The sequence below is a fragment of the Acidovorax sp. A79 genome, from assembly GCF_041154505.1.
GTDB lineage: Bacteria > Pseudomonadota > Gammaproteobacteria > Burkholderiales > Burkholderiaceae_C > Acidovorax.
Map to the genome: position 1 here is coordinate 3,518,826 of NZ_AP028672.1, position 21,222 is coordinate 3,540,047.

The 21,222-nt window shown below is 63.8% G+C and carries 21 protein-coding genes and 1 pseudogene; 15 read left to right on the forward strand and 7 right to left on the reverse strand.

Features of this window, described 5'->3' with window-relative positions:
- Positions 1-2: 2 nt before the first annotated feature.
- The 3 genes and pseudogenes from ACAM51_RS16155 to ACAM51_RS16165 all read left to right on the forward strand — a co-directional run bounded on the left by ACAM51_RS16155 (position 3) and on the right by ACAM51_RS16165 (position 3,022).
- Positions 3-404: pseudogene (locus ACAM51_RS16155) on the forward strand (VOC family protein).
- 89 nt (positions 405-493) lie between these two features.
- Positions 494-1,456: a Bug family tripartite tricarboxylate transporter substrate binding protein gene (locus ACAM51_RS16160; RefSeq protein ID WP_369641173.1), complete on the forward strand. Its 963-nt coding sequence runs from the start codon at positions 494-496 to the stop codon at positions 1,454-1,456.
- Positions 1,457-1,507: 51 nt separating this feature from the next.
- Positions 1,508-3,022: a carboxylesterase/lipase family protein gene (locus ACAM51_RS16165; protein ID WP_369641174.1), complete on the forward strand. Its 1,515-nt coding sequence runs from the start codon at positions 1,508-1,510 to the stop codon at positions 3,020-3,022.
- Between the two features lie 40 nt (positions 3,023-3,062).
- Here the strand turns inward: ACAM51_RS16165 and ACAM51_RS16170 are convergent, their stop codons facing one another.
- Positions 3,063-3,998, reverse strand: coding sequence for a LysR family transcriptional regulator (locus tag ACAM51_RS16170; RefSeq protein WP_369641175.1), 936 nt, complete (start codon positions 3,996-3,998; stop codon positions 3,063-3,065).
- Between the two features lie 87 nt (positions 3,999-4,085).
- Between ACAM51_RS16170 and ACAM51_RS16175 the strand changes: the two genes are divergently transcribed.
- The 6 genes from ACAM51_RS16175 (at position 4,086) to ACAM51_RS16200 (ending at position 10,101) form a co-directional block, all read left to right on the forward strand.
- Complete coding sequence (locus ACAM51_RS16175; RefSeq protein WP_369641176.1) at positions 4,086-5,303, forward strand: CaiB/BaiF CoA transferase family protein; 1,218 nt, start codon at positions 4,086-4,088, stop codon at positions 5,301-5,303.
- A gap of 4 nt (positions 5,304-5,307) precedes the next feature.
- Positions 5,308-6,159 (forward strand): CoA ester lyase, encoded by an 852-nt coding sequence (locus ACAM51_RS16180; protein WP_369641177.1) that lies wholly within the window; start codon positions 5,308-5,310, stop codon positions 6,157-6,159.
- Positions 6,160-6,197: 38 nt separating this feature from the next.
- Positions 6,198-7,166 carry a Bug family tripartite tricarboxylate transporter substrate binding protein gene (locus ACAM51_RS16185; protein WP_369641178.1) on the forward strand — a complete coding sequence of 323 codons (969 nt, stop codon included), beginning with the start codon at positions 6,198-6,200 and terminating at the stop codon, positions 7,164-7,166.
- A 122-nt stretch (positions 7,167-7,288) separates the two neighbouring features.
- Positions 7,289-8,251 (forward strand): D-2-hydroxyacid dehydrogenase, encoded by a 963-nt coding sequence (locus ACAM51_RS16190; RefSeq protein ID WP_369641179.1) that lies wholly within the window; start codon positions 7,289-7,291, stop codon positions 8,249-8,251.
- Complete coding sequence (locus ACAM51_RS16195) at positions 8,248-9,555, forward strand: glycerate kinase (RefSeq protein ID WP_369641180.1); 1,308 nt, start codon at positions 8,248-8,250, stop codon at positions 9,553-9,555. Before ACAM51_RS16190 ends, ACAM51_RS16195 begins: the two co-directional genes overlap by 4 nt.
- A 126-nt stretch (positions 9,556-9,681) precedes the next feature.
- Positions 9,682-10,101, forward strand: a complete 420-nt coding sequence (locus tag ACAM51_RS16200) for a LysR family transcriptional regulator (RefSeq protein ID WP_369641181.1) — start codon at positions 9,682-9,684, stop codon at positions 10,099-10,101.
- 25 nt (positions 10,102-10,126) lie between these two features.
- Here the strand turns inward: ACAM51_RS16200 and ACAM51_RS16205 are convergent, their stop codons facing one another.
- The gene (locus tag ACAM51_RS16205; RefSeq protein WP_369641182.1) at positions 10,127-11,020 is read right to left on the reverse strand and encodes a LysR family transcriptional regulator; all 894 of its coding nucleotides are present in this window, start codon (positions 11,018-11,020) and stop codon (positions 10,127-10,129) included.
- A gap of 124 nt (positions 11,021-11,144) precedes the next feature.
- Here ACAM51_RS16205 and ACAM51_RS16210 point away from each other — a divergent pair, with 124 nt between their 5' ends.
- The 4 genes from ACAM51_RS16210 (at position 11,145) to ACAM51_RS16225 (ending at position 14,841) form a co-directional block, all read left to right on the forward strand.
- Entirely contained in the window at positions 11,145-12,317 is a 1,173-nt protein-coding gene (locus ACAM51_RS16210; protein ID WP_369641183.1) for a CaiB/BaiF CoA transferase family protein, read from the forward strand.
- Positions 12,318-12,331: 14 nt separating this feature from the next.
- Complete coding sequence (locus ACAM51_RS16215; protein WP_369641184.1) at positions 12,332-13,198, forward strand: MaoC family dehydratase N-terminal domain-containing protein; 867 nt, start codon at positions 12,332-12,334, stop codon at positions 13,196-13,198.
- A 93-nt stretch (positions 13,199-13,291) separates the two neighbouring features.
- A complete protein-coding gene (locus ACAM51_RS16220; RefSeq protein WP_369641185.1) occupies positions 13,292-14,287 on the forward strand; it encodes a Bug family tripartite tricarboxylate transporter substrate binding protein in 996 nt (331 codons plus the stop codon).
- A gap of 260 nt (positions 14,288-14,547) precedes the next feature.
- Positions 14,548-14,841, forward strand: a complete 294-nt coding sequence (locus ACAM51_RS16225) for a DUF4148 domain-containing protein (protein WP_369641186.1) — start codon at positions 14,548-14,550, stop codon at positions 14,839-14,841.
- 271 nt (positions 14,842-15,112) lie between these two features.
- Here the strand turns inward: ACAM51_RS16225 and ACAM51_RS16230 are convergent, their stop codons facing one another.
- Genes ACAM51_RS16230 through ACAM51_RS16245 form a run of 4 tightly spaced genes read right to left on the reverse strand, consistent with a single transcriptional unit; the run spans position 15,113 to position 18,579 of the window.
- Positions 15,113-16,087, reverse strand: coding sequence for a tripartite tricarboxylate transporter substrate binding protein (locus tag ACAM51_RS16230; protein WP_218297361.1), 975 nt, complete (start codon positions 16,085-16,087; stop codon positions 15,113-15,115).
- Between the two features lie 33 nt (positions 16,088-16,120).
- Positions 16,121-17,017, reverse strand: a complete 897-nt coding sequence (locus ACAM51_RS16235; RefSeq protein ID WP_369641187.1) for an MBL fold metallo-hydrolase — start codon at positions 17,015-17,017, stop codon at positions 16,121-16,123.
- 34 nt (positions 17,018-17,051) lie between these two features.
- Complete coding sequence (locus ACAM51_RS16240; protein WP_218297359.1) at positions 17,052-18,038, reverse strand: tripartite tricarboxylate transporter substrate binding protein; 987 nt, start codon at positions 18,036-18,038, stop codon at positions 17,052-17,054.
- Positions 18,039-18,075: 37 nt separating this feature from the next.
- A complete protein-coding gene (locus tag ACAM51_RS16245; protein WP_218297358.1) occupies positions 18,076-18,579 on the reverse strand; it encodes a 2,4'-dihydroxyacetophenone dioxygenase family protein in 504 nt (167 codons plus the stop codon).
- Positions 18,580-18,680: 101 nt separating this feature from the next.
- Between ACAM51_RS16245 and ACAM51_RS16250 the strand changes: the two genes are divergently transcribed.
- Positions 18,681-19,685, forward strand: coding sequence for a LacI family DNA-binding transcriptional regulator (locus ACAM51_RS16250; RefSeq protein ID WP_369641188.1), 1,005 nt, complete (start codon positions 18,681-18,683; stop codon positions 19,683-19,685).
- 30 nt (positions 19,686-19,715) lie between these two features.
- Here ACAM51_RS16250 and ACAM51_RS16255 read toward each other — a convergent pair whose 3' ends face one another.
- On the reverse strand, positions 19,716-20,159 hold the full coding sequence (locus tag ACAM51_RS16255) for an ester cyclase (RefSeq protein ID WP_218297356.1): 444 nt from the start codon (positions 20,157-20,159) through the stop codon (positions 19,716-19,718).
- A gap of 234 nt (positions 20,160-20,393) precedes the next feature.
- Here ACAM51_RS16255 and ACAM51_RS16260 point away from each other — a divergent pair, with 234 nt between their 5' ends.
- Positions 20,394-21,188 (forward strand): SDR family NAD(P)-dependent oxidoreductase, encoded by a 795-nt coding sequence (locus ACAM51_RS16260; RefSeq protein ID WP_218297355.1) that lies wholly within the window; start codon positions 20,394-20,396, stop codon positions 21,186-21,188.
- Positions 21,189-21,222 lie beyond the last annotated feature (34 nt).

Genomic DNA, 21,222 nt, shown 5'->3' on the forward strand with positions numbered 1-21,222 from the left:
CCATGATCAGCCACCTCGACCACCTGGTCCTTACCACTGCCAACGAGACAGAGTGTGTTCGCTTCTACACCGAAGTACTGGGGATGAAGCTGGAGTCCTTCATCGGTGGCACGCCCCCGGTGGAGCGCCGGGCCTTCAAGTTCGGCAGCTAGAAAATCAACCTGCATGTGAAGGGGCGGGAATTCGAGCCCAAGGCCCACACGCCTGTACCCGGCGCGCTGGACCTGTGCTTCCTGGCATCGGTTCCGCTCGACCAGGTCATCGAGCACCTGCGGCAGCATTCGATTCCCATCGCCGAGGGCCCGGTCCTGCGCACGGGCGCCACTTCCAGGATTCGCTCGATTTACCTGCGCGACCCCGACTTGAACCTCATCGAGATTTCTGAGCTGGCGCCTGCGGGCTAGCCGCCGAACACTTCCCCGATTCTCTCAGCCCGGATGGCCTCACGGCACCCGGGATGGGGATGCTTTTTCCACAAAAAAAGGAGACAGACATGATTCGTAGAAATGCATTGCTGGGCATCGCGGTGTGCGCGGCGTTCGGGGCTGCGCACGCGGAAACCTACCCCTCCAAACCCGTCACGCTCGTGGTGCCCAGTGCCCCGGCGGGTTCCACCGACATCGTGGCCCGCCTGATTGGCGAGCAGCTGCAGACGGCGCTTGGCCAGGCCGTCGTGGTTGACAACAGGCCCGGCGGCAGTGGGAACATCGGCACCGAGTTTGCGGCCCGCGCACCGGCCGATGGCCATACGCTGCTGGTCCAGTACTCGGGCTATCACGTGGGCAACCCCGCGCTGTTCTCGCAGATTCGCTGGAAGACCTCTGACTTTGTGCCCATCGCGCTGGTGATGCGCGCACCGCACGTCGTGGCGGTCAGTGCCACCCTTCCGGTCAACAGCCTGAAGGAGTTCATCGCCTACGGCCAGAAGAATCCCAAGGGCCTGTTCTACGCATCTTCTGGCAATGGCTCGATTCAGCACATTGCCGGCGAGATGTTCGGCAAGCAGTCCAAGGTCCCTGTGACCCATGTGCCCTACAAGGGCGCTGGTCCGGTCATCACCGACCTCATCAGCGGCCAGGTCGACATGTTCATCACGACGCCGCCCTCCGTCATTGGCCAGGTGCAAGCGGGCAAGTTGAAGGCCCTGGCGTATGCGGGGCCCAAGCGCCATCCATCCCTTGCGAATGTGCCGACCGCTGCCGAGGCGGGGCTGCCCGGCTACGAAGTTGAAAGCTGGTTCGCCGTCTTCGCCCCCGCCAAGACACCCTCCGCCATCACGGCCCGCCTCGCCGCAGCCATCAAGACCATCGTCGAGAGCGACAACTACAAGAAAAAGATCGAAGACCAGGGCGCCTTCGCCGCCTACATGGGCCCCGCAGAACTGGGCAAGTTCGTGGACCAGGAAACAGCCGCGTGGGCCAAGGTGGTTCGCGAAGGCAACATCAAAGCCGAGTGAGGGGGCAAGGGCATGAAATTCGCACTACGTCTACTGACGACGGGTCTGTCCATGGGCCTCCTGATTTCCTGCGCATCCCCCGGTGGTGGCGCTGACACCGGCCTTGCCACGGCACGGACCGAGTCGGGCGTTGTCCGTGGCCACGGCACGGACGTGAAGAAGTTCTACGGCATTCCCTACGCCGCCGCGCCCGCCGGCGACCTGCGCTGGAAGCCGCCGCAGCCAGCCGCCCCATGGACCGGTGTGCGCGACAGCACCTCGTTCGGCGACTACTGCGTCCAGCCGCAGGAGTACCCTGAGCAGCGCGGTGGCATGAGCGAGGACTGCCTGAACCTGAATGTCTGGACACCGGCCCGGCGCAAAGATGAACGCCTGGCGGTCATCGTCTGGATCCATGGTGGCGGGTTCGCGTACGGCGCAGGCTCCCATCCCTCCTACGATGGCGAAGCCCTTGCCCGCCGCGGCGTGGTCGTCGTCACACTGAACTACCGCCTCGGTCTGCTGGGCTTCATGGCCCACCCCCACCTCACTGCGGAGTCGCCCCAGCGGGCCTCGGGCAACTACGGCCTGATGGACCAGGCGGCCGCGCTCAAGTGGGTGCAGCGGAACATCGCGGCCTTTGGTGGCGACCCGGCCAGGGTGACCGTGATGGGCCAATCCGCCGGCGCCCATGCCATCAGCACGCTCATGACCACGGACATGGCCCAGGGCACGTTCCAGAAGGCGCTCATGCAGAGCGTGGGTGTGATGCGCCCGACGATGGCGCTGAAGGATGCGGAGCTGTACGGCCTGCGTTTCGGCAGCGACCTGGGCGCGCTGCGCAAGCTCCCTGCTACCGACTTCGTGGAATTGATCAAGAAGCAGCCCTCTGGCCGGTCTCTCGCCACCGGAAGGCCGGTGAGCATCATCAACGATGGCTACGCCGTGAAGACGCCCGACTACCAGGCGTACGCCACCGGCAAGTTCGCCAAGGTCCCCATCCTTGTTGGAAACAACGAGAACGAAGGGGGCGGGGCCACCCGCAACTGGTCCATCAAGACCGTGGCGGATTTCCAGGGCTTCGTCCAGCAGTCCTTCAAGGGCAGGGAGCAGGCAGCCTGGGCCGCGTACGCCGTGGCCAGCGACGACAAGGTTCCTCAGGCGCTGGCCGACCTCTACGCTGATACGGAGTACCTCTTTGGCACGCGGGAACTGCTGGCGCGTTACCAGGACCATGGCCTGAAAAGCTACCGCTACGTGTTCACCCGCCATCGCAATGAGGCGGCGGCAATGCCCATCCACGGGGATGAGCTGCAGTTCGTCTTCGACAACCTGCAGTCACCGCACCGCGGGAAGAACCGCCCCTTCAATGCCGTCGATGCAACCGTCGCAAGAACGATGGCGGATGCCTGGGTGCAGTTCGCAAAGACCGGCGACCCCAACGGCCAGGGCTTGAGTGCCTGGAAGCCGTACAGCGCCCAAGAGCAGTCGTACATGGAGTTTGGAGCCAGACCGGCCCTGCGCGCAGGCTACAACGGCAAGGGCATCGACTTCGTGCGCGACCACTTCAGCTCAGCGGGGCGCTGATGCACCTGCGCAAGGGGTATCCCCGCCGCTGTCTGGCCACCTAGGCAGGCGCGTCGCCAATCCACTCCGCTGGCCAGAGCCCTTGCTCAACCAGCGAGCGCATTTCCTCGGTCACCAGCGAAATCATGGCCGCGGTCGCCGGCGTCACGGGGCGCGTCATCGAGGTCGCACATGCCACCTGGCGCGGGATGTGCGGCCGGGTGATGGTGGTGACCGCCAGGTGGCCCGCCTGCACCTCGTCGGCAACCGCGCCCGGCGACAGGATGGTGCTGGCCATGCCTTCCTGCACCGCCTTCTTGATGTTCGGCAGCGAGTCAATCTCCGCAATCACTTCCAGCTCCACTCCATGCTCCGCGCACACCCTGTCGATGATCCTGCGCAACCCGTGTTCCTGGGCGGGAAGCACGAGCGGGCGGGAGGCCAGAGACTTCAAGGAAATCTCCCTGGTGGCAGGTGTGTCCTGGGGCGTGGTCACCAGCGCGAGCCGTTCTTCAAGAAGCAGGCGGTACTCGAAAGCCGGCTCATTGCCGGATACGAACAGAACCGACAGGTCCAGCCGTCCGGCGCGCAGCCACTCGCCCAGAAAGCCGCTGTGGCTCTCGATGATCTTGAGCTTCAGCTTCGGGTACCGCGTCCTGGTGGCGCGCAGGATGGGCAGCGTTGCCACCAGCGCCACGGTCGTCGGCAACCCCACGGCCATCTCACCCTGGATGTCCAGTGCCGAATGCTGAACGGCACTGCGGGCCCGCTCGATGTCGGCAAGCACAACCCGCGAGTGTTCAAGCATGGTGCGGCCCGCATCCGTGAGGGTCATTCCCCGGTTCGTCCGCACGAACAGCTGCACCCCCAGCTCGCCCTCCAGCGAGGAAATGCTCTGGCTCAGCGCTGGCTGCGCCACGTGCAAGGTCTTGGACGCAGCCAGCACGCCCCCCGCCTCACAGACCCCAATCAGGTACCGAAGTTGGCGCAGTTCCATTGATATTGATTTTCGCGATATCCAGTAGATGTCGAATGTATTTTACAGATATCAGATGAAAACAGAGACTTGCCCCAGGAGCTAATGATGAACCCACAAAACCACTCTTCGGCCCGTGGCGGCACGCAACCCCTGTCGGGGGTGAAAGTCGTCGACCTCTCGCGCCTGGTGTCTGGAAACATGCTGACCCACGTGCTCGCAGACCTCGGCGCCACGGTCATCAAGGTGGAGCCGCCGCGCAAGGGCGACGAGCTGCGCGCCTGGCAGCGCGAAGGCATGAGCACCTACTGGCTCGCGTACAGCCGCAACAAGGACAGCGTCGAGCTCAACCTGCGCACCGGGGACGACATGGCCAGGCTGACGGGTCTCCTGGCCGATGCCGACATCCTGGTCGAGAACTTCCGCCCTGGCACGCTGGAGCGCATGGGACTCGGCAAGGACCGGCTCAATGCCTTGAACCCGAAGCTGGTGGTGGTTCGCATCTCCGGCTGGGGCCAGACGGGCCAGTTTGCAAGCAAGGGTGGTTTCGGCTCGCTGATTGAAGCCATGAGCGGCTTCGCGGCCATGAATGGCTTCGCCGACCTGCCGCCGGTGCTTCCACCCTTCGCCATGGCCGATTCCGTGGCCGGCATCTACGGCGCCGCGCTGGCGCTCGCCGCGCTCCATGGCCAGCGTGGCAATGCGAACGCATCGGTCCAGGAGATTGACCTGTCGTTGTTCGAACCGCTGTTCTCCATCCTCGGGCCCCAGGCAGCGGAGTTCCAGCTGACGGGCAAGTCGACGCCGCGGTCGGGCAGCCGTTCGCCCACCCATGCACCTCGCAACGTCTACAAGACCCGCGACGAGAAGTGGGTGGCCTTGTCGGCCGGCATGGAGGGCACGCTGGCCCGCTTGTTCGAAGGCATCGGCTACCCGCAAGGTCTTCAGGACCCGCGGTTTTCCTCCCATGAGGCGCGGCTGAAGAACATAGACGCCCTGGATGCGCTCATCCAGGGGCACATCACCCAACTCACGCTGCCAGAGGCGCTGGAGTTCTTCGCGGTGCGGGACATCACTGCCGGCCCGGTCTGTGACATCGCGGACCTGCTGGAGCATCCCTATATCGCGGAAAGCCAGCTTCTGGTCGACCAGGTCGCTCCAGATGGCCGGACGGTCTCCGTCCATGCGGCGCCTTACCGCATCAATGGGCAGCGCCCCCCTATTCGCCGCGGCGCGCCTGCGCTCGGCCAAGACAACACCGCCTGGTTTGGCGCCGCCAAGCCGTCTGCCGACACAGGTTCCGCTGCAGCCGCACAACCGACTTGATGCCATGAAAACTGTCCGCTCTTTCCTCTTCGTTCCGGCCGCCAATGAGAAGCTGCTGCGGAGCGCCGTCACCAAGTCCAGCGACGCTGTCATCCTGGACCTCGAGGATGGAACCCACCCTTCCCAGCGACCGGTGGCCCGTGAGCGGCTCGCGGATTCGATGGGCCGTCTGAAGGCGGTGAACAAGCTGGCCGCCGTGCGCATCAACGGCGACTGGCTCACCGCGGTCGTGGACCTGAAATCCGCGGTGTTGCCCGGCCTGGACATCATCGTGCTCCCGAAGGTGGAGCATGCACGCGACGTTCAGATCATCGCGCAGATGGTCACGGACCTGGAAGCAGCGGCGTCGGTGCCACCGGGGCATGTGCGTTTTCTCCTGCAGATTGAAAGCGCGGCGGCCTTGCCGCATCTCCACGACATCGCGGCGTCTTCGCCCCGCGTGATGGGAATGATGCTCGGCAGTGAGGACTACTCGCTCGATTGCGGAGGCCTCCCGACCGCCGACGCATTGCTCTATCCCAGCATGGCCGTCCTGACCGCGGCACGTGCGGCCCGGATCCAACCCATCGGCTTCATTGCATCGATTGCCGAGCTTGGTACTCCCGAGGACTTCAGTGCCGTGGTGCTGCGTGCCCGCGGGCTGGGGTTTCGGGGGGCCGTCGTCGTGCACCCCAAGTTCGTCGATGTGGTCAACGAGTGCTACACGCCGACCGCCGACGAAATCCAGCGGGCCCAGCGAGTGGTGGATGCCTTTGACGAGGCGTCCGCCCGCGGAGAAGGAGCCATCAAGCTCGATGGAGCCATGGTCGACAAGCCCGTGTACCTCCGTGCCCAGGAGCTGCTCGCGCAGCTCTAGGAACCCCGTTCCCCACACCAGAAATACAGGAGACAACCATGAATCCAACACGCCGCGAGTTCAGCGTCCTGGCCGCAACGGGCCTGCTGGGCTTGAATGCCTTTGCCGATACATACCCGTCCAAGCCGGTGACCATCGTCGTGCCGCAGGCGCCCGGTGGCACCAACGACACGGTCGGCCGCATCCTGGCCCAGAAGCTGAGCGAGCTGAGCAACCAGCGGATCATCGTGGACAACCGTCCCGGCGCCGGCGGGAACATCGGCACCGATTTCGCTGCGCGCGCGCCCAAGGATGGCTACACCTTGCTGTTGACCATCAGCAGCACACAGGCCATCAACCCTGCCTTGTATAAAAAGGTGCCATTCGACCCGGTCAAGGACTTCGAGCCCATCGCCCCCGTGGGCGTCGTGCCCAACGTGTTGGTGGTGAATGCATCCTTTCCCGCCAGGAACCTGGCCGATTTCATCAAGGTGGCTCGCGCCAGCAAGGAAGAGATTCAGTACGCCTCCGCGGGCAACGGCTCGCTGAACCACCTCCTGGGGGCCATGCTTTCCACGAGCACGGGCGTGCCGCTGCAGCATGTTCCGTACCGCGGTGTGGCACCTGCGTTGACCGACGTCATGGGTGGACAGGTCCCCGTGGCCTTCGCCAGCCTGCCCTCGTGCATCGAGTTCATCAAGAGCGGCAAGCTGCGCGCCCTGGGCGTGAGTTCCGCCAAGCGGTCTCCCGCGCTTCCCGATGTGCCCTCCATCAGCGAAGTGGTTCCTGGCTACGTCGGAGACCTCTGGGTAGGCCTGTTCGCGGCACGTGGCACGCCAGCACCCGTGGTATCCAAGCTGACCCAATGGGTCACCGCCGCGGTCGCCGCCCCCGATGTGCTGGAGCGATTCAAGGTTGCAGGCGTCGAGCCGCTGAGCGGGGGGCCGACACGGCTTGCGCAGCTGCTGCAGGAAGACATTGCCCGATGGGCACCCATCGTCAAGGCGTCGGGGGCGGTTGTTGACTAGACCTTTGCCTCTCTCGACGTAGACCCTCTCGTCAGCTGTCCCTGCAATGGGGGACAGCTGATTTTTGCGTTTCCACATTCCTATTCGCCTCCACTACTAAGCTGGCCGTTGCCAGGACCGCCATGAAGATTGCATTCCTTGACCGTTCCACGCTGTCCCCTGACACCACTCTGCGCGCACCTTTGTTCGAGCATGAGCTCGTGAGCTACGAAAACACGCAGCCTGGCGAGGTGGCGCAGCGCATCGCGGACGCCGACATCGTCATCACCAACAAGGTGAAGCTCGGCGCCCAGGCCCTGCAGCAGGCATCCAGGCTGAAGCTGGTGGCCGTGGCGGCCACCGGAACCGACAACATCGACTTGAAGGCATGCGCCCAGCATGGCATCACGGTCACCAACATCCGCAACTACGCTGGAAACACAGTTCCCGAGCACACCTTTGCGCTGATGTTCGCGCTCCGGCGGAGCATCTGTGCCTACCGGGAATCGGTGAGGGCTGGCCGGTGGCAGCAGTCAGGCCAGTTCTGCTACTTCGACTACCCCGTGCGCGACCTCGCCGGCTCCACGTTGGGCATCGTGGGCGACGGCGTGCTTGGCAATGCGGTGGCGGCCATCGGGCGCGCGCTCGGCATGAAGGTGCTCTTCTCGGCCTTCAAGGGCCGTTCTGGCCAGGGCAGCCTCTACACCCCATTCGACGACGTCCTTGCGCGTTCCGACATCATCACGCTCCATTGCCCGCTGAACGCCCAGAGCCACAACATGCTGGGCGCCGAAGAGTTCGCCAAGATGGCGCGCAAGCCGCTCATCGTCAACACGGCACGGGGCGGCCTGGTGGACGAGGCAGCGTTGGCCGCCGCCCTGCGCGGCGGGCAGATTTCCGGAGCGGCGTTCGACGTCGTCTCCGCCGAGCCGCCGCCAGCCGACCACCCCTTCATGGCGCTCCTGGACCTGCCGAACTTCATCCTGACCCCGCACGTCGCCTGGGCTTCCCAGGAAGCCATCCAGGGCCTTGCAGACCAGCTCGTCGACAACCTGGAGGCGTTTGTCCGTGGTGAGCCCGTCAACGTGGTGGGGGCCGCAGCGTGAACCCGATTGCCGACCCCCGGGCGCTTCTTGAGCGCCTCTTCAGGGTGGCGGTGCGGCGCGCACAGCCGTCGGAGACCTTGGCGGCCCATCTACCTCCTGCCCCGAAAGGCCGCACGCTGGTGCTTGGAGCCGGAAAGGCAGCAGGGGCGATGGCGCACGCGTTGGAGGCGGCGTGGCCCGAGGGTGCGCCAATGAGCGGGCTGGTGGTCACGCGATATGGCCACACCCCGCCGCGCCCGAAGGGATTGCCGGAACGCATAGAGATCATGGAAGCCTCTCATCCCGTACCTGACGAAGCAAGCCGAATCGCCGCCGTGCGCACCCATGCAATGACCCGGGGCCTCTGCGAGGACGACCTCGTGGTCTGCCTGATATCGGGTGGTGGCTCGGCGCTGCTCACCCTCCCGGTCGCCGGACTCGATCTGGCCGACAAGCAACGCATCAACAGGGAGCTGCTGGAAAGTGGCGCCGACATCCGGGAGATGAACTGTGTCCGCAAACACCTGTCGCGCCTCAAGGGCGGGCAGCTGGCTGCGGCATGCTGGCCCGCGCAGGTCGTCACCCTCGCGATCAGCGACGTGCCCGGCGACGACGTTTCGGTCATCGCCAGCGGCCCCACGGTGGAGGACGCCACCTCCTGTCGTGACGCGCTCGGCATCCTGGCCCGCTACTCCATCGCGGTGCCAGAGGCGGTCCACGCAGCCCTGGCCGAGGGAAAGCTGGAAACCCCAAAGCCGGGAGACAAGCGTTTTGCGCGGAACAGCGTGCACCTCATTGCCACGCCCCACGAATCATTGCTGGCAGCCGCCGAGGAAGCGCGCCGCCTGGGCATGGAGACGCGCATCCTCTCCGACGACATCGAGGGCGAGTCGCGGGAGGTAGGCAAAGTGCATGCTGCGTTGGCAAGATATGCCCTGCGCGATGGCAACTCCAGAACGAGCCCGTTGCTGCTGCTCTCTGGCGGAGAGACCACGGTCACGGTCAGGTCCCAACCTGCTGGCAGCCTGCGTGGCCGAGGTGGGAGAGCGGGAGAGTTCTGCATGGGGCTAGCCCACGCTCTTCAGGGGGAGCCAGGCGTTTGGGCGCTGGCAGCCGACACCGATGGAATCGATGGTGTTGAAGACAACGCGGGGGCCTTCGTGATGCCCGACACGATCGCCCGTGGCCGCGGGGCTGGCCTCACGCTGGCCGATCACCTGGAGAGAAATGACGCGTACGGCTACTTCTCGGCGCTCGGGGATCTTTTCGTCACCGGGCCCACCCATACCAATGTCAATGACTTCCGAGCGTTGTTGATTCTGTAGAGGTCCTGGAGTGCCCTTTCCCGTTGAACGGAGCCATGAGATATGCCATCCGCATTTTCGGCGTGGGGCGCGCGCCAGGCGCCATGCATGCGCGCTGCCCGCGAAACAGCCCTGGATGCGGCGTGAATGTCGCGCAATGCGAATGAAGTCGCGTCGGTGAAGAAGGTGCCGGCGCCCTCCACCAACATGGCTCGGCTGGACCTGTTGTCCCTGCGGCTGGTGGTCGCCTGCGCGCAAACAGGTTCGTTGACGCATGCGTCTCCGCTGTGCCACATGTCGGTCATGTGTGCCAGCCGTCGCTTGAGGATTCTTGAGGAGCGCCTGGGCGTTGTGCTCTTCTATCGCCGCAAAGGGGGGCTGGTACCGACCGATGCCGGGCACATCGTCGCAACCACTTCGCAAGAGCTGCTCGTGAAACTGGACCAGATGATCGCTGACGCCGTGTCTGCGCCAAGGCCTTCCGGCAACATCCATGAGAACTGCGGCCGGGCTGGCCACCGCCAGGGCACATTGAGCAGTCGCTTGGACAGTGTCCAGCATGCATGAACCCGTGGCCGCCGGGTGCCCGTGATCAGGAGCTTGCGTTTCCTTCGCACAGTGTGTCGATGAACTGCGCAACGAAAGGGCTGCGCAGGGTCTGCTCCCGAAGGCATATCTGCAGATGGCGCATGGCCCAGGTTTCCTTGATATCAAGCACTGCCAGGTGCTGCAGGTCAGCATCCTGGAGCGCTGAGCGTGGCACGACGCCGATGCCAGCCCCGGAGGCCACGAGCTGCGCGATGGCGCGGTAGCCCGATACCTGCACCCGGATATCCAATTTGCCGCCCAGCGCCACCGCGTGATTGGCCAGAAATGTGTGCAGGGCCATGCCGGACTGAAGGCTGACGAAAGGCTCACTCAGGCACGCGCCGAAATTGATGCTGCCGCGTCCCGCCAGCGGGCTGGAACGTGGCACGAGCAAAATCAATTCGTCTTCTCGGTAAGGCAGGTAGCGCAGTTCCGAGTGCGGTTGTTCGACGGCCACGACCCCGAGATCGGCGCGCCCTGCCATGATGGCTGTCACGATGTCCAGGCTCGGCCGCTCCTCCAGGGTGATGCGCACCGATGGATGGCGCGCGAAGAATCGCGCCAGATCGCCAGGCAGGTGACTGCTGATGGCATTGTTGTTGGCGAACAGGGTGATGTGGCCTCGAATTCCATCAGCGAATGGCGCCAGGTCGGCATGCATCTGTTCGAGCTGGGCAATACACCGGCGGGCGTGTTCCAGCATGACGGCTCCAGCCGGCGTGAGTTCCATTCCGCGGGCATGGCGTTTGAAGAGTGGTGTCCCGACGGCTTCCTCAAGCTCCCTGAGGCGTAGGCTGGCTGAAGACGGTGCCAGAAAACAGCGGGCGGCGCCGCGGGAGAGATTCTGTGCATCGGCCACGGCCAGAAACACTCTCAGATCCATCAAGTCGTAGCGCATGAATTGATCCCGCACAGGAGCTTCAGTAGCGCCTAGTATGTACAAAGAGCGTTCGCGCAAGACGAAGGCTGGGTTTGGAAAAACTCGCTTGTTGGCAGAGACGCAGAGTTTGAAACTTCGGCCTATGAACACCGAACTGCTTTCAACCTCCTTGGCGTCGACCGCCCCTTCAAAAAAACCGTTCGAAGGTCTTCTTGTCGTGGCCATGGAGCAAGCCCTGGCGGCACCGTTCGCAACGTGCAGGCTGGCCGAGATGGGCGCACGGGTCATCAAGATCGAACGCCCCGAAGGCGACTTCGCGCGTGGCTACGACCGTGCGGCCAACGGCGAGGCCTCGTACTTCGTCTGGACCAACCGCGGGAAGGAATCCGTGGCGCTGGACTTCAAGCAGCCGCATGACCGCGCGGTGCTCGACGCCTTGCTGGCGAAGGCCGATGTCTTCGTGCAGAACCTCGCTCCGGGGGCGCTGGCCCGCGCCGGGCTCGACAGCGACGCGCTGCGCGTGCGCCACCCCCGGCTCATCACCTGCGACATCAGCGGCTATGGCGCCGAGGGGCCCGCCAGCACGCTCAAGGCCTATGACCTGCTGGTGCAATGCGAGAGCGGCCTGGCGGGCATCACTGGCTCCCCCGAGGCGTGCGGTCGCATTGGCGTATCGATCTGCGACATCGGTGCCGGCCTCAATGCGACGATCGGCATCCTCTCCGCCCTGGCCTCGCGCGCGCGCACTGGCAAGGGTTGCGGCATCTCCGTCTCGCTCTTCGATGGCGCCGCCGACTGGATGACGGTGCCTTACGTGCACGCGATCTACGGTGCCGGCGCTCCCACGCGCCAGGGTTTGCAGCACCCCTCCATTGCCCCCTACGGGGCCTACGCCACGCGCGATGGTGGCAGCGTGGTCATCAGCATCCAGAACGAGCGCGAATGGCGCAACTTCTGCGAATCCTTCCTGGGGCAGGGCGCGCTGGCGCAGGACGAGCGTTTCAGCAGCAACTACCTGCGTGTGCAGAACCGCCTGGAACTCAACGCACTCATCGCCCAGAGGTTCGCTGAACTGGATCTTGCGCAGGCCTTGCAGCAGTTGCAGGTCGCCAACACCGCCTACGGCCAGGTGCGATCCGTTGCCGATATGGCCCGGCACCCCGCGTTGCGCACTTGGCCCATGGCTGTCGGCGACAAGGAACTCGACCTGGTCGCACCGCCCGTCCGCGCCCCCTGGGACAGCGGGCGCTTCACGGCCGCGCCAGGTCTGGACCAGCACGGCGCCGCCGTGCGCGCCGAATTCCTTCCCGCATGACACGAGATCACTCCATGAGCACACTGAACACCTCGGATGGCAGCGCCTTCGATCTGGATTTCCTTCGAACCTGGATGGGCCGGGAGTCTGTCGCAGAAGACACGCTGTCGGTACGCCATGCCCGCCTCATGGCCGCAACGCTGGGGCTGCCGCAGGCGCAATTCGCCGAAGGCACGCCGCTGCCGCCGTTGTGGCATTGGCTGTATTTCCTGGAAGGGCTTCCCGCCAGCGAACTCGGCCGCGATGGCCATCCGGCCCGGGGCGGGTTCTTGCCTCCGGTGCCCCTGGCGAACCGGATGTGGGCAGGCGGTCGCCTCGCGTTCCACGCACCGGTGGCGCTGGGCACCACGGTGCGCAAGCGCTCCGCCGTCACCTCGGTCGAGCACAAGCGCGGCCGCAGCGGCGACCTGGTTTTCGTCACGGTGCGGCACGAGATTCTCGATGGCCAAACGGTGGCGATCACCGAAGACCACGACATCGTCTACAAGCAACCCACGCCGCCTGGCACGACGCGCGCCGCCGCGGTGGCCATGCCGGCACCGAGCCACAGCGAACCTTTCGAGGCGACCTCCACGGTGCTGTTCCGCTACTCGGCGCTCACCTTCAACGGCCATCGCATCCACTACGACCTGGACTACTGCCGCAACGTCGAGGGCTACGCCAACCTGGTCGTGCACGGACCGCTGCAGGCCACCCTCCTGGCGGGGCTGGCGGCACGACTGGGGACGCGGCCGCTCCGGCAATTCCGCTACCGCGGCGTGCAGCCCAATCTGCTTGGCACCCCGCTGACCGTCAATGCGGCGCCCAGCGGCGATGGCCTGACGCTGTGGACTGCGCAGCCGGACGGCGCGGTGTCCATGCAGGCCGAGGCGTCGTTCTAGGCGACCTTTCCCACTTTCGCGAAAACCCGAGCACGGGCCGCCCCTGGCGGCCCGAGGACTCGCCACATCCATACACATCCATAGGAGACAACCATGCCCGCTACATCTCGCCGATTCGTTCTCGCCGCGGCTGCCAAGGCCGCTCTGGCAGTTGCACTGCCGCTCGCCACGCAACTTGCCTGTGCGCAGGACTACCCCACCAAGCCCATCACCCTCGTGGTGCCCTTCGTGGCGGGTGGGACCACCGACATCCTCGGCCGCATCGTGGCGGATGGTTTGGGCAAGAAGCTGGGCCAACCCGTGATCGTCGACAACCGTGGCGGTGCTGGCGGCAACATCGGCGCGGCGGCAGTCGCCAACGCCAAGGCCGATGGCTACACCTTGCTGATGGGCTACAACGGAACGAATGCGATCAATCCATCGCTGTATAAAAAGCTGTCCTGGAATCCCGTGAACAGCTTCGATCCGGTGTCGCTCGTGGCGCGTGTCAACAACGTGGTGGTCGTCAACCCGACACTTCCGATCAAGACCTTGCCTGAACTGGTGGCCTATGCGAAGGCCCATCCGGGCAAGGTGAACTATGGTTCGGCCGGGCCCGGCAGCATCTTTCACCTCGCGGGGGAAATGCTGTCGCAGCAGGCCGGCATTTCCATGACCCATGTGCCTTACAAAGGCGCCGCTCCCGCGCTGACGGATTTGATGGCGGGCCAGACACAGGTCATGTTTTCGACCATACCCACCGCGCTGCCTTTCATCAAATCGGGCCAGTTGCGAGCGATCGCCGTCACCGGCGCTCAGCGATCCCCTGTCTTTTCTCAGTTGCCCACCGCCAGGGAGGGCGGCCTGAAAGACATGGTCGTGGACTCCTGGTTCGGCGTCTTTGCGCCCAAGGGGCTGCCTGCCCCGATCCTTGGCCGCCTGAACCAGGCGCTTCACGAAGTGCTGGTAGACCCCGCCGTCGTGCGGAGTTTGAAAGAACAAGGTGCGGAGCCCGTCGCCTCCACGCCGGCAGAATTGGCCACCTTGTTGGCCAACGACCTGAAAAGCTGGCAGGCCATCGTCAAGAGCGCCAGTGTGTCCCTCGACTGAGGCGGGCCTGGACATGGGAGGGCGAGGCGTTGATGTTCGGCTTGCTGTTGAGAATGGTCTGGGGAGCTGCGCTCCTTTTCGATTGTTCTCAATACTGGAACAGTTAGTTCGCGACCAGGTGGTTTTTCTTTGGATACCCCAGGCGTACAGTTCAACCCATCGATGAGCCGAACCCGCAAGGCGACTCACCGAACCCGGTTCAGAAATGGTTTTTGTCCCGGCTTTTTTGAGACGCTTTTTTAACTTCAAGGATTTTCATCATGAACACGACCGCACGTTTCCTCTCCATCGCCGCTGTGGCTGCTTTCGCTTCTTTCGGTGCCCAGGCCGATGAAGCCGATGCTTCGCAGTTCGCCACCAAGTTCGAAACCAACCGCACCCGCGCCGAAGTGCAAGCCGAAGCCGCCACCGTGGCACAGACCCGCTCCATCGAACCCGCCGGTTCGCGTGTGGTGACCTACAAGTCCACCGCCGACCGCGCCGCAGTGCGTGCCCAGGCCGCTGAAGCCGTGCGCACAGGCCAGATCCCTTCGGGCGAATTCAGCGCCATGTAATTGAATTGACGCAGTTGCGGGCCTTCCCATGGTGGCGGCACTTCGCGGGTGCCGCTGCCATGGGGAGTGTTTTGAACAGACCCGCACTGATGACAAGCAAACTGGGTTCCCTTTGGGAGCCCTTTTTGTTGGTGCAACGCATCCTTGCCAGCGGCGATAGGCCGCGAGTGCGGTGACCGCTCCTGCGCCGTGGTCCCCAGCTTCCCGCGAGTGAGCCAACTCGCAGAATCGGCCCGCATCCGCCGCCTTGGCAGGAATGTGGGCGTGGCGCTCAGTTTGGCAGCACGTTCGCGGCTTCCGCCACCTGCTTCCAGGTTGCCACGTCTTCGGCCATCAGCTGGCGCAGTTGCGCTGGCGGCAGGTAGGCCGGCTGTATTCCGAGTTCCAGCATCCGGTCCGCAACGCCTTTGTCCGCCAACGATTCTTTCAGCGCCTCCGTGAGCTTGAGCGTCAACTCCGCCGGCAACCCCCCGGGGGCCAACAGCACCCAGCTGAGCTCGCTCTTGAAATCAATGCCTTGGTCCGGGTAGGTCCCCACGTCCGGCATGCTGGGCGAGCGTGTTCCGCAGATGCCCAGCGCCCGGATCTTGCCTGCTTTCACGAGGGGCGACGCGGTGCCCATGTCGAGCACCGCCACGTTGATGTGGTTGCCCAGAAGGCCTGTGACCAGGTCGGACGAAGACTTGAAGGGGATGTGGTCGAATTTCGCTCCCGCTTTCTGAACCATGACTTCGCCACACAGGTGACCGGTGGAACCATGACCCCAGGTCGCGTACTGAAGCGGTTTGTCGAGGGTCTTGGAGTGCGCGACCAGCCCCTTGAGGTCCTTGGCGGGAAATGCCATCGTGGAAACCACCACGACCCCTGCGGTACCGATGCGGCCAATTTGAGTGAAGTCCTTCACGGGGTCGTAGGGCAGCTTCGCATAGACGGCCGGCGCAATGATGTGGGACGTCATGCCTCCCATCGTGATGGTGTATCCGTCGCTCGGCGACTTGGCCGCCTGGGCGGCCCCGATGGTCCCGCCGGCCCCCACCCTGTTTTCAACGAAGAACGATCCGTTCAAGCGCTTGCCCATCGCTTCGGCGACCAGGCGGCCCAGGGCGTCGCCGCCGCTGCCCGCGGACAAGGGAAGCAAGAGCTTGATGGGACGGTGGGGATAGTCCTTGCCTTGCGCAAGGGCCGCCACGCTCGCCAGCATCACGAGGCCGGCAAGAACGCGAGATAGCTTGAATGTCTTCGTCATCGGTTGTCTCCTTTTTGGGGTTGCACTGGCCCGTCAGCTGAGGTACTTGAACTTGAAGCCGTGACTGCATGAATGGATGCGGCCGGCGGTCGGCGCGGGGAAGTGCATCGTCAGCAGGACGGACGATGTGTCGGCAAATCGCTCACAAAGCCGTTGCCGCGTCTCCCGCGCCTGCGTGGGGTTCCAGTCGCCGGTGTTGATGAGCCCGGGCTCCAGGAAGATGATGGGGTGATGGAAGATGTCGCCCGTCATGACCCCGTGCTGTCCGTTGTCCTTCACATGGACCGTGACGTGGCCTGGCGTATGCCCTTTGGCATCCTCGAGCCAGACGCCTTTGGCCAGGTCTCCATCCACCCTGTGGTTGGAGTCGACCAACAGGGCCTGCCCGGCCTCCACGACCGGCAGCACGCTGTCCAGGAAGGAGCCCTGGCCCACCGGAAATTCCGGCCCGCTTTGGTGCTGCCGAAGGAAATGTTCGAACTCTTCCCGTGCAAAGATGTACTTTGCGCGGGGAAAAGTCGGCATCCATCGGCCATCACTGAGCACGGTGTTCCACCCCACATGGTCGGTGTGGAGGTGGGTGCACAGAACCATGTCGATGTCCTCGGGGCCCAGGCCCAGGCGTGCCAGATTGCGCAAGTACTCCTGCGACTTGAACATGTGCTGCCACTTCGCGCGGGGCCGGTCCTTGTGATTTCCGTTGCAGGTGTCCACCAGGATATTGGCCGTCCCCGTGCGCACCAGATAGCTGTGAAAGCTCAGGTTGAGTTTCTTCGTCTCTGGGTGAATCAACGTCGGGCCCAAGGCCTCCTGGTGTTTCAAGACTGCTGACGGTTCAATGTTGGGATAGAGCCAAGTGGGGTCTACCCAGAAATTGTCGATTTCCACGACCTTGTCGACCGTGGTGTTGCCCAGGTGGAGCTGTTTCATCGCAGGAAAAGCACGGATGACGACATGCGGGCACCTAGCCAATGTTCTGGCGCGTCACACCCGCTTCACGGGCAATCCGGGCCCACTGGGCGAACTCGTGGGAGATGACCTTCTTGAAGTCCTCCGGCCCGACGAACTCGGCGATGGCACCGAGCTCTTCGATGCGGCTCTTCACGGCCGCAAGGGCCATCGCCTTGCGCACCTCGTCGGCGATGGTGTGCACGGCATCGGCGGGGGTTCCGGGCGGCGCCATGATGCCCACCCAGAACTCCTTGGTCTCGTTGATGACCAGTCCTGCCTCGTCCATCGTGGGGACATCGCGCATGGCCGGCGATCGGTTCCTGGACATGACCGCCAGCGGCTTCAGGTGTGCGCGTGCCGATGAAATCAGCGGAATGGCGCCCATCATGGCATCCACCTGGCCAGCCATCAGCGCCTGAATAGCCGGAGCGCTGCCGGTAAACGGCACGTGCAGCATCTCCCTGGTGCCGGCGGCGCGGCCGAAGAGCATCATGGCGGCCTGGCCGGTGGTGCCCACGCCCCAGGTCGAGAAGCTCACTTGCTGGCGCTTGGCGAGCGCGATGAATTCGCCAACGTCCTTCACGTCCAGGTCCTTGCGCACGGCCAGCGCGAACGGCACGAAGCACAGCACGGCCACGGGGACGTGGCCTTCGGGGCGGAAGTTCGGATTGTTGAAGAAGTGCGGGTAGATGGTGTGGGTGTCGCTGCTGGCGGCCAGCAGGTAGTGGCCGTCTCCTGGCGACTTGCTCAGAATGCCCGATGCCAAGGTTCCCGAGGCGCCAGGCTTGTTGTCCACCACGATGGGTTGGCCCAGGGCATTGCCGATGGCGTTGGAGATCAGTCGGGCAAAGATGTCGGAGTTGCCCCCTGCCTGGCCAGGAACAATCAATTGAATCGGCTTTTTCGCCGTCCATTTGGCTTGCGCCCATGACAGGGCAGGAGCAAACACCGAGGCGGCGACCGCCGCAGTGGTTTTCAGAACGTTTCTGCGCGACTTCATATCATGTCTCCTTTTGCGGTTGAAAATCAGGCCGGGATTATCTGTTTTTGTATCCGGCAGCCCTGGGTGAGATATATGCAGGTATGGAATGCCCTTGTGTCCTTGCATAATTCAATATCCCGTCTTCGATGGCCCCTGCATCGCGGACATTCATGAAGGCCTCGCCATCGAAATTCACATTGGCTCCGTGAACGACCATGAATCCTTCCGCCGGCTCCGGTGCGTCGTCAGGCACGCAAAAAGTGTGGATGGAGCCCGCCGGCTCATAGAGGTAGCTCCCGGCGGTCTGCGGGTTTTGGGGGTACTCGACGTAGTTCCATTGCCCCTTGGTGGTGAAAAAGTGCACCGTACCTGTGTGGAAGTGCTTTGGAAGCCTGGTGCCAGGGGCGAATTTCCCATAAAGCACCCATATTCCATTTTCCCGGTCGAGAAAGAGCGGAATGATTTCTGAGCCCGGTGCTCCGCCCGGGAAATAGTCCATGTTCCTGATATTGACCGTGAGCAGCTCATCTTGTGGGGTCAGCGAGGTGGGGGTTGCCATGGGGTATCCTGTCCGCGTTAATATGAAGAAACGTTTCCGCAAAAACTAAAAATAGGCGTAAAATTGCGGCGATTGAATGATTTGAACGGACGGCGGATTCGATGGCAGCAGTTAGCATTCACGATGTGGCTCGCGTGGCGGGCGTTTCGATCAGCACCGCATCTCGGGCCATGAACCGGGCGGGCCGTGTCAGTGAAGACACGGTGAAAAAGGTTCAGGAGGTTGCGGCGCGCCTGGGTTACCAGCCCAATGCGATTGCGCGGGCCATGCGTTCCAAGCAGAGCCATGCGGTGGGCGTTATCGTGAGCGACATCTCCAATCCGTTCTACGGCCGCCTGGTCAAGACACTCGAGCGCAGCCTGTCCGAAAGTGGCTACGCCTGCTTTGTCGCCAGTTCCAACAACGACATCTCGACCGAAGTCAACCTCGTGCGCCTGTTCAAGAGCCGAGAGGTCGACGGCATCATTCTTGGCCCGTGCCAAACCGACTCCATCGCGCACCTGGTGTCTGAAATCAAAGGCACGCCAACAATTCTGTTCGACCGCGATGGAGGAAACGCACTGAGTTCGGTGAAGGTCGACCACTACCAGGGCACGTGCTCCGCGATGCGCTATCTGATTGCCAGGGGCCACCGGCGCATCGCCCTTCTGACACCGGGCAGCCAGATCCAGCCCATCAAGGACCGGATCCGGGCCTATCAGGACTGCCTCGTGGAAGCGTCCATAGGCTTCGACCCCAGCCTGATTTGCCTGGCGGATTCGTCGATGAACTTTCCTCCCGAGCGGGCCCAGATGCTCCTGAACATGCCGGGAGAGCGGCCAACGGCATTCCTGTGCCTGGGCACGAAGATTCTGGCGGGCGTCCTGGCCGCGATACGCAGCGCTCGGCGGGTCATCCCGAAAGACGTGAGCGTGATATCCATCGGCGACTCGGACTTCTCGGAACTGCACAGCCCGTCCATCACCTCGCTGGCCTGGGACATCAAGGCGTTGTCGGGCGACATCTCCTCGCTGCTGCTCTCCCAGATGCGGGACGAATCCACAGGCCCCCGTTCGGCCGTTGTGGAGATGCGGCTCATCGAGCGGGAGTCGTGCGCGACCATCTAGCGCGCCGGCCTGAAGGGGTGGGTGTTGCACCTACAGGAGCCCGAGTTGCTGAAGCTTGAGGTCCGGCGAGGTGTAGGGGCGCTCGCAGATGATTTTCGCCGAGCCCGGCTTGAACAGGAACGTGGCCGCCATGCGCACCTTGAAGCTCTTGCCGGTCGGCGCAAACGTCCTGTCGCGCACGCGGAACTCGCCCAGGTGAGTTCCGAAAAGGAAGAACTCCACCAGCACGGTGTTCTGTGCATCGTCGGCGGCGATGGCGATGACTTCGTTGGCTTGGTCCGGGAAGGCCTGGCGCGAAGCGTGGAAGTAGGCGCGAACCTGCTCTTCGCCGTCGTAGACAGCGCCATTGCCATACATCTCATACCGCGGGTGCTCGAAGGTGTCGATGACACCGTCCCAGTCCTGGGTGCACTCCAGCGCCATGTGGTCTCGCACGGTCTGGATGCGCGCCTGGCGCAACTCTTCGTTGGTCATGGGTCCTTTTCCTTGTTGTGGAAACGTTTGCGCTATTTTGCGCAGATTCTGCCAAAGGGTTGACCGGGGTTTACCCTGCCATGTCGACAGGTGTTGATTTCTGAAATTCCCCCAAGGCAATAGGCCCACTGCGCAAATTCACCCGACGAACCGCGAGACCGTGGGGTTATCCCCATCCGCTCCGTGACGAGGTTGGCATAGCATGAGAGGAAACGTTTCCTCAAAGGCTGGGCTATGAAACTGAAAGACAAGGTGGTGCTCGTCACGGGTGCCGGTACCCTGCGCAAGGACTTCACGGACGCAGGGCAGGTGGGCAATGGGACCGCGTGTGCGCTCACCTTCGCGCGGGAAGGCGCGATCGTGGTTTGTGCAGACCGCTCGCTGGACGCCGCCGGGCTCGCTGCAAAGATGATTCACGGGGAATCCGGCCGCGCCCAGGCCGTGCAGATGGACGTCACCGACACGGCGCAAGTGAACGATGTCGTGCGCCAGCTTCTGTCGCAGCACGGGCGCATCGACGTGTTGCACAACAACGTGGGCATTGAAATGCAGGGCGACCTCCTGGAGGTGAAGGATGAGGACTGGGACCGGGTCATGGAGATCAACCTTCGCGGAGCGATGGCCACGTCACGTGCTGTGGTGCCCGGGATGCGCGCCCGCAAGTCGGGCTCCATCATCAATGTCTCGTCCACGGCAAGCCTGAAGTGGAGCCCCATGCAGTTTCTGTCGTACAGCACGTCCAAAGCCGGCCTGAACCACATGACCCGTGTCATTGCCCGGCAATATGCCGCGGACCAGGTGCGTTGCAACTGCATCATCCCCGGCATGATCCGCACCCCCCATGCCGACGCTCTGTACGGCGGCGCGGAAGAGGCTGCAGCCGGCCACCGGGCCCGTGATGCGCGATGCCCGATGGGGCGCCAGGGTTCGCCCTGGGACATCGCCAAGGCCGCGCTGTTTCTTGCCTCGGACGATTCGTCCTACATCACCGGGGTCCAGTTGGTCGTCGATGGGGGCTCGAGCTTGTAGCCACACATGGCAGGCAAGGGCCAGCGCTGCGGGT

Excerpts from the sequence above, each read along its gene's own strand:
- ACAM51_RS16160 (WP_369641173.1), top strand. The coding sequence starts at position 494 with ATGATTCGTAGAAATGCATTGCTGGGCATCGCGGTGTGCGCGGCGTTC.
- ACAM51_RS16165 (WP_369641174.1), top strand. The coding sequence starts at position 1,508 with ATGGGCCTCCTGATTTCCTGCGCATCCCCCGGTGGTGGCGCTGACACC.
- ACAM51_RS16170 (WP_369641175.1), bottom strand. The coding sequence starts at position 3,998 with ATGGAACTGCGCCAACTTCGGTACCTGATTGGGGTCTGTGAGGCGGGG.
- ACAM51_RS16175 (WP_369641176.1), top strand. The coding sequence starts at position 4,086 with ATGAACCCACAAAACCACTCTTCGGCCCGTGGCGGCACGCAACCCCTG.
- ACAM51_RS16180 (WP_369641177.1), top strand. The coding sequence starts at position 5,308 with ATGAAAACTGTCCGCTCTTTCCTCTTCGTTCCGGCCGCCAATGAGAAG.
- ACAM51_RS16185 (WP_369641178.1), top strand. The coding sequence starts at position 6,198 with ATGAATCCAACACGCCGCGAGTTCAGCGTCCTGGCCGCAACGGGCCTG.
- ACAM51_RS16190 (WP_369641179.1), top strand. The coding sequence starts at position 7,289 with ATGAAGATTGCATTCCTTGACCGTTCCACGCTGTCCCCTGACACCACT.
- ACAM51_RS16200 (WP_369641181.1), top strand. The coding sequence starts at position 9,682 with ATGTCGCGCAATGCGAATGAAGTCGCGTCGGTGAAGAAGGTGCCGGCG.
- ACAM51_RS16205 (WP_369641182.1), bottom strand. The coding sequence starts at position 11,020 with ATGCGCTACGACTTGATGGATCTGAGAGTGTTTCTGGCCGTGGCCGAT.
- ACAM51_RS16210 (WP_369641183.1), top strand. The coding sequence starts at position 11,145 with ATGAACACCGAACTGCTTTCAACCTCCTTGGCGTCGACCGCCCCTTCA.
- ACAM51_RS16215 (WP_369641184.1), top strand. The coding sequence starts at position 12,332 with ATGAGCACACTGAACACCTCGGATGGCAGCGCCTTCGATCTGGATTTC.
- ACAM51_RS16220 (WP_369641185.1), top strand. The coding sequence starts at position 13,292 with ATGCCCGCTACATCTCGCCGATTCGTTCTCGCCGCGGCTGCCAAGGCC.
- ACAM51_RS16225 (WP_369641186.1), top strand. The coding sequence starts at position 14,548 with ATGAACACGACCGCACGTTTCCTCTCCATCGCCGCTGTGGCTGCTTTC.
- ACAM51_RS16230 (WP_218297361.1), bottom strand. The coding sequence starts at position 16,087 with ATGACGAAGACATTCAAGCTATCTCGCGTTCTTGCCGGCCTCGTGATG.
- ACAM51_RS16235 (WP_369641187.1), bottom strand. The coding sequence starts at position 17,017 with ATGAAACAGCTCCACCTGGGCAACACCACGGTCGACAAGGTCGTGGAA.
- ACAM51_RS16240 (WP_218297359.1), bottom strand. The coding sequence starts at position 18,038 with ATGAAGTCGCGCAGAAACGTTCTGAAAACCACTGCGGCGGTCGCCGCC.
- ACAM51_RS16245 (WP_218297358.1), bottom strand. The coding sequence starts at position 18,579 with ATGGCAACCCCCACCTCGCTGACCCCACAAGATGAGCTGCTCACGGTC.
- ACAM51_RS16250 (WP_369641188.1), top strand. The coding sequence starts at position 18,681 with ATGGCAGCAGTTAGCATTCACGATGTGGCTCGCGTGGCGGGCGTTTCG.
- ACAM51_RS16255 (WP_218297356.1), bottom strand. The coding sequence starts at position 20,159 with ATGACCAACGAAGAGTTGCGCCAGGCGCGCATCCAGACCGTGCGAGAC.
- ACAM51_RS16260 (WP_218297355.1), top strand. The coding sequence starts at position 20,394 with ATGAAACTGAAAGACAAGGTGGTGCTCGTCACGGGTGCCGGTACCCTG.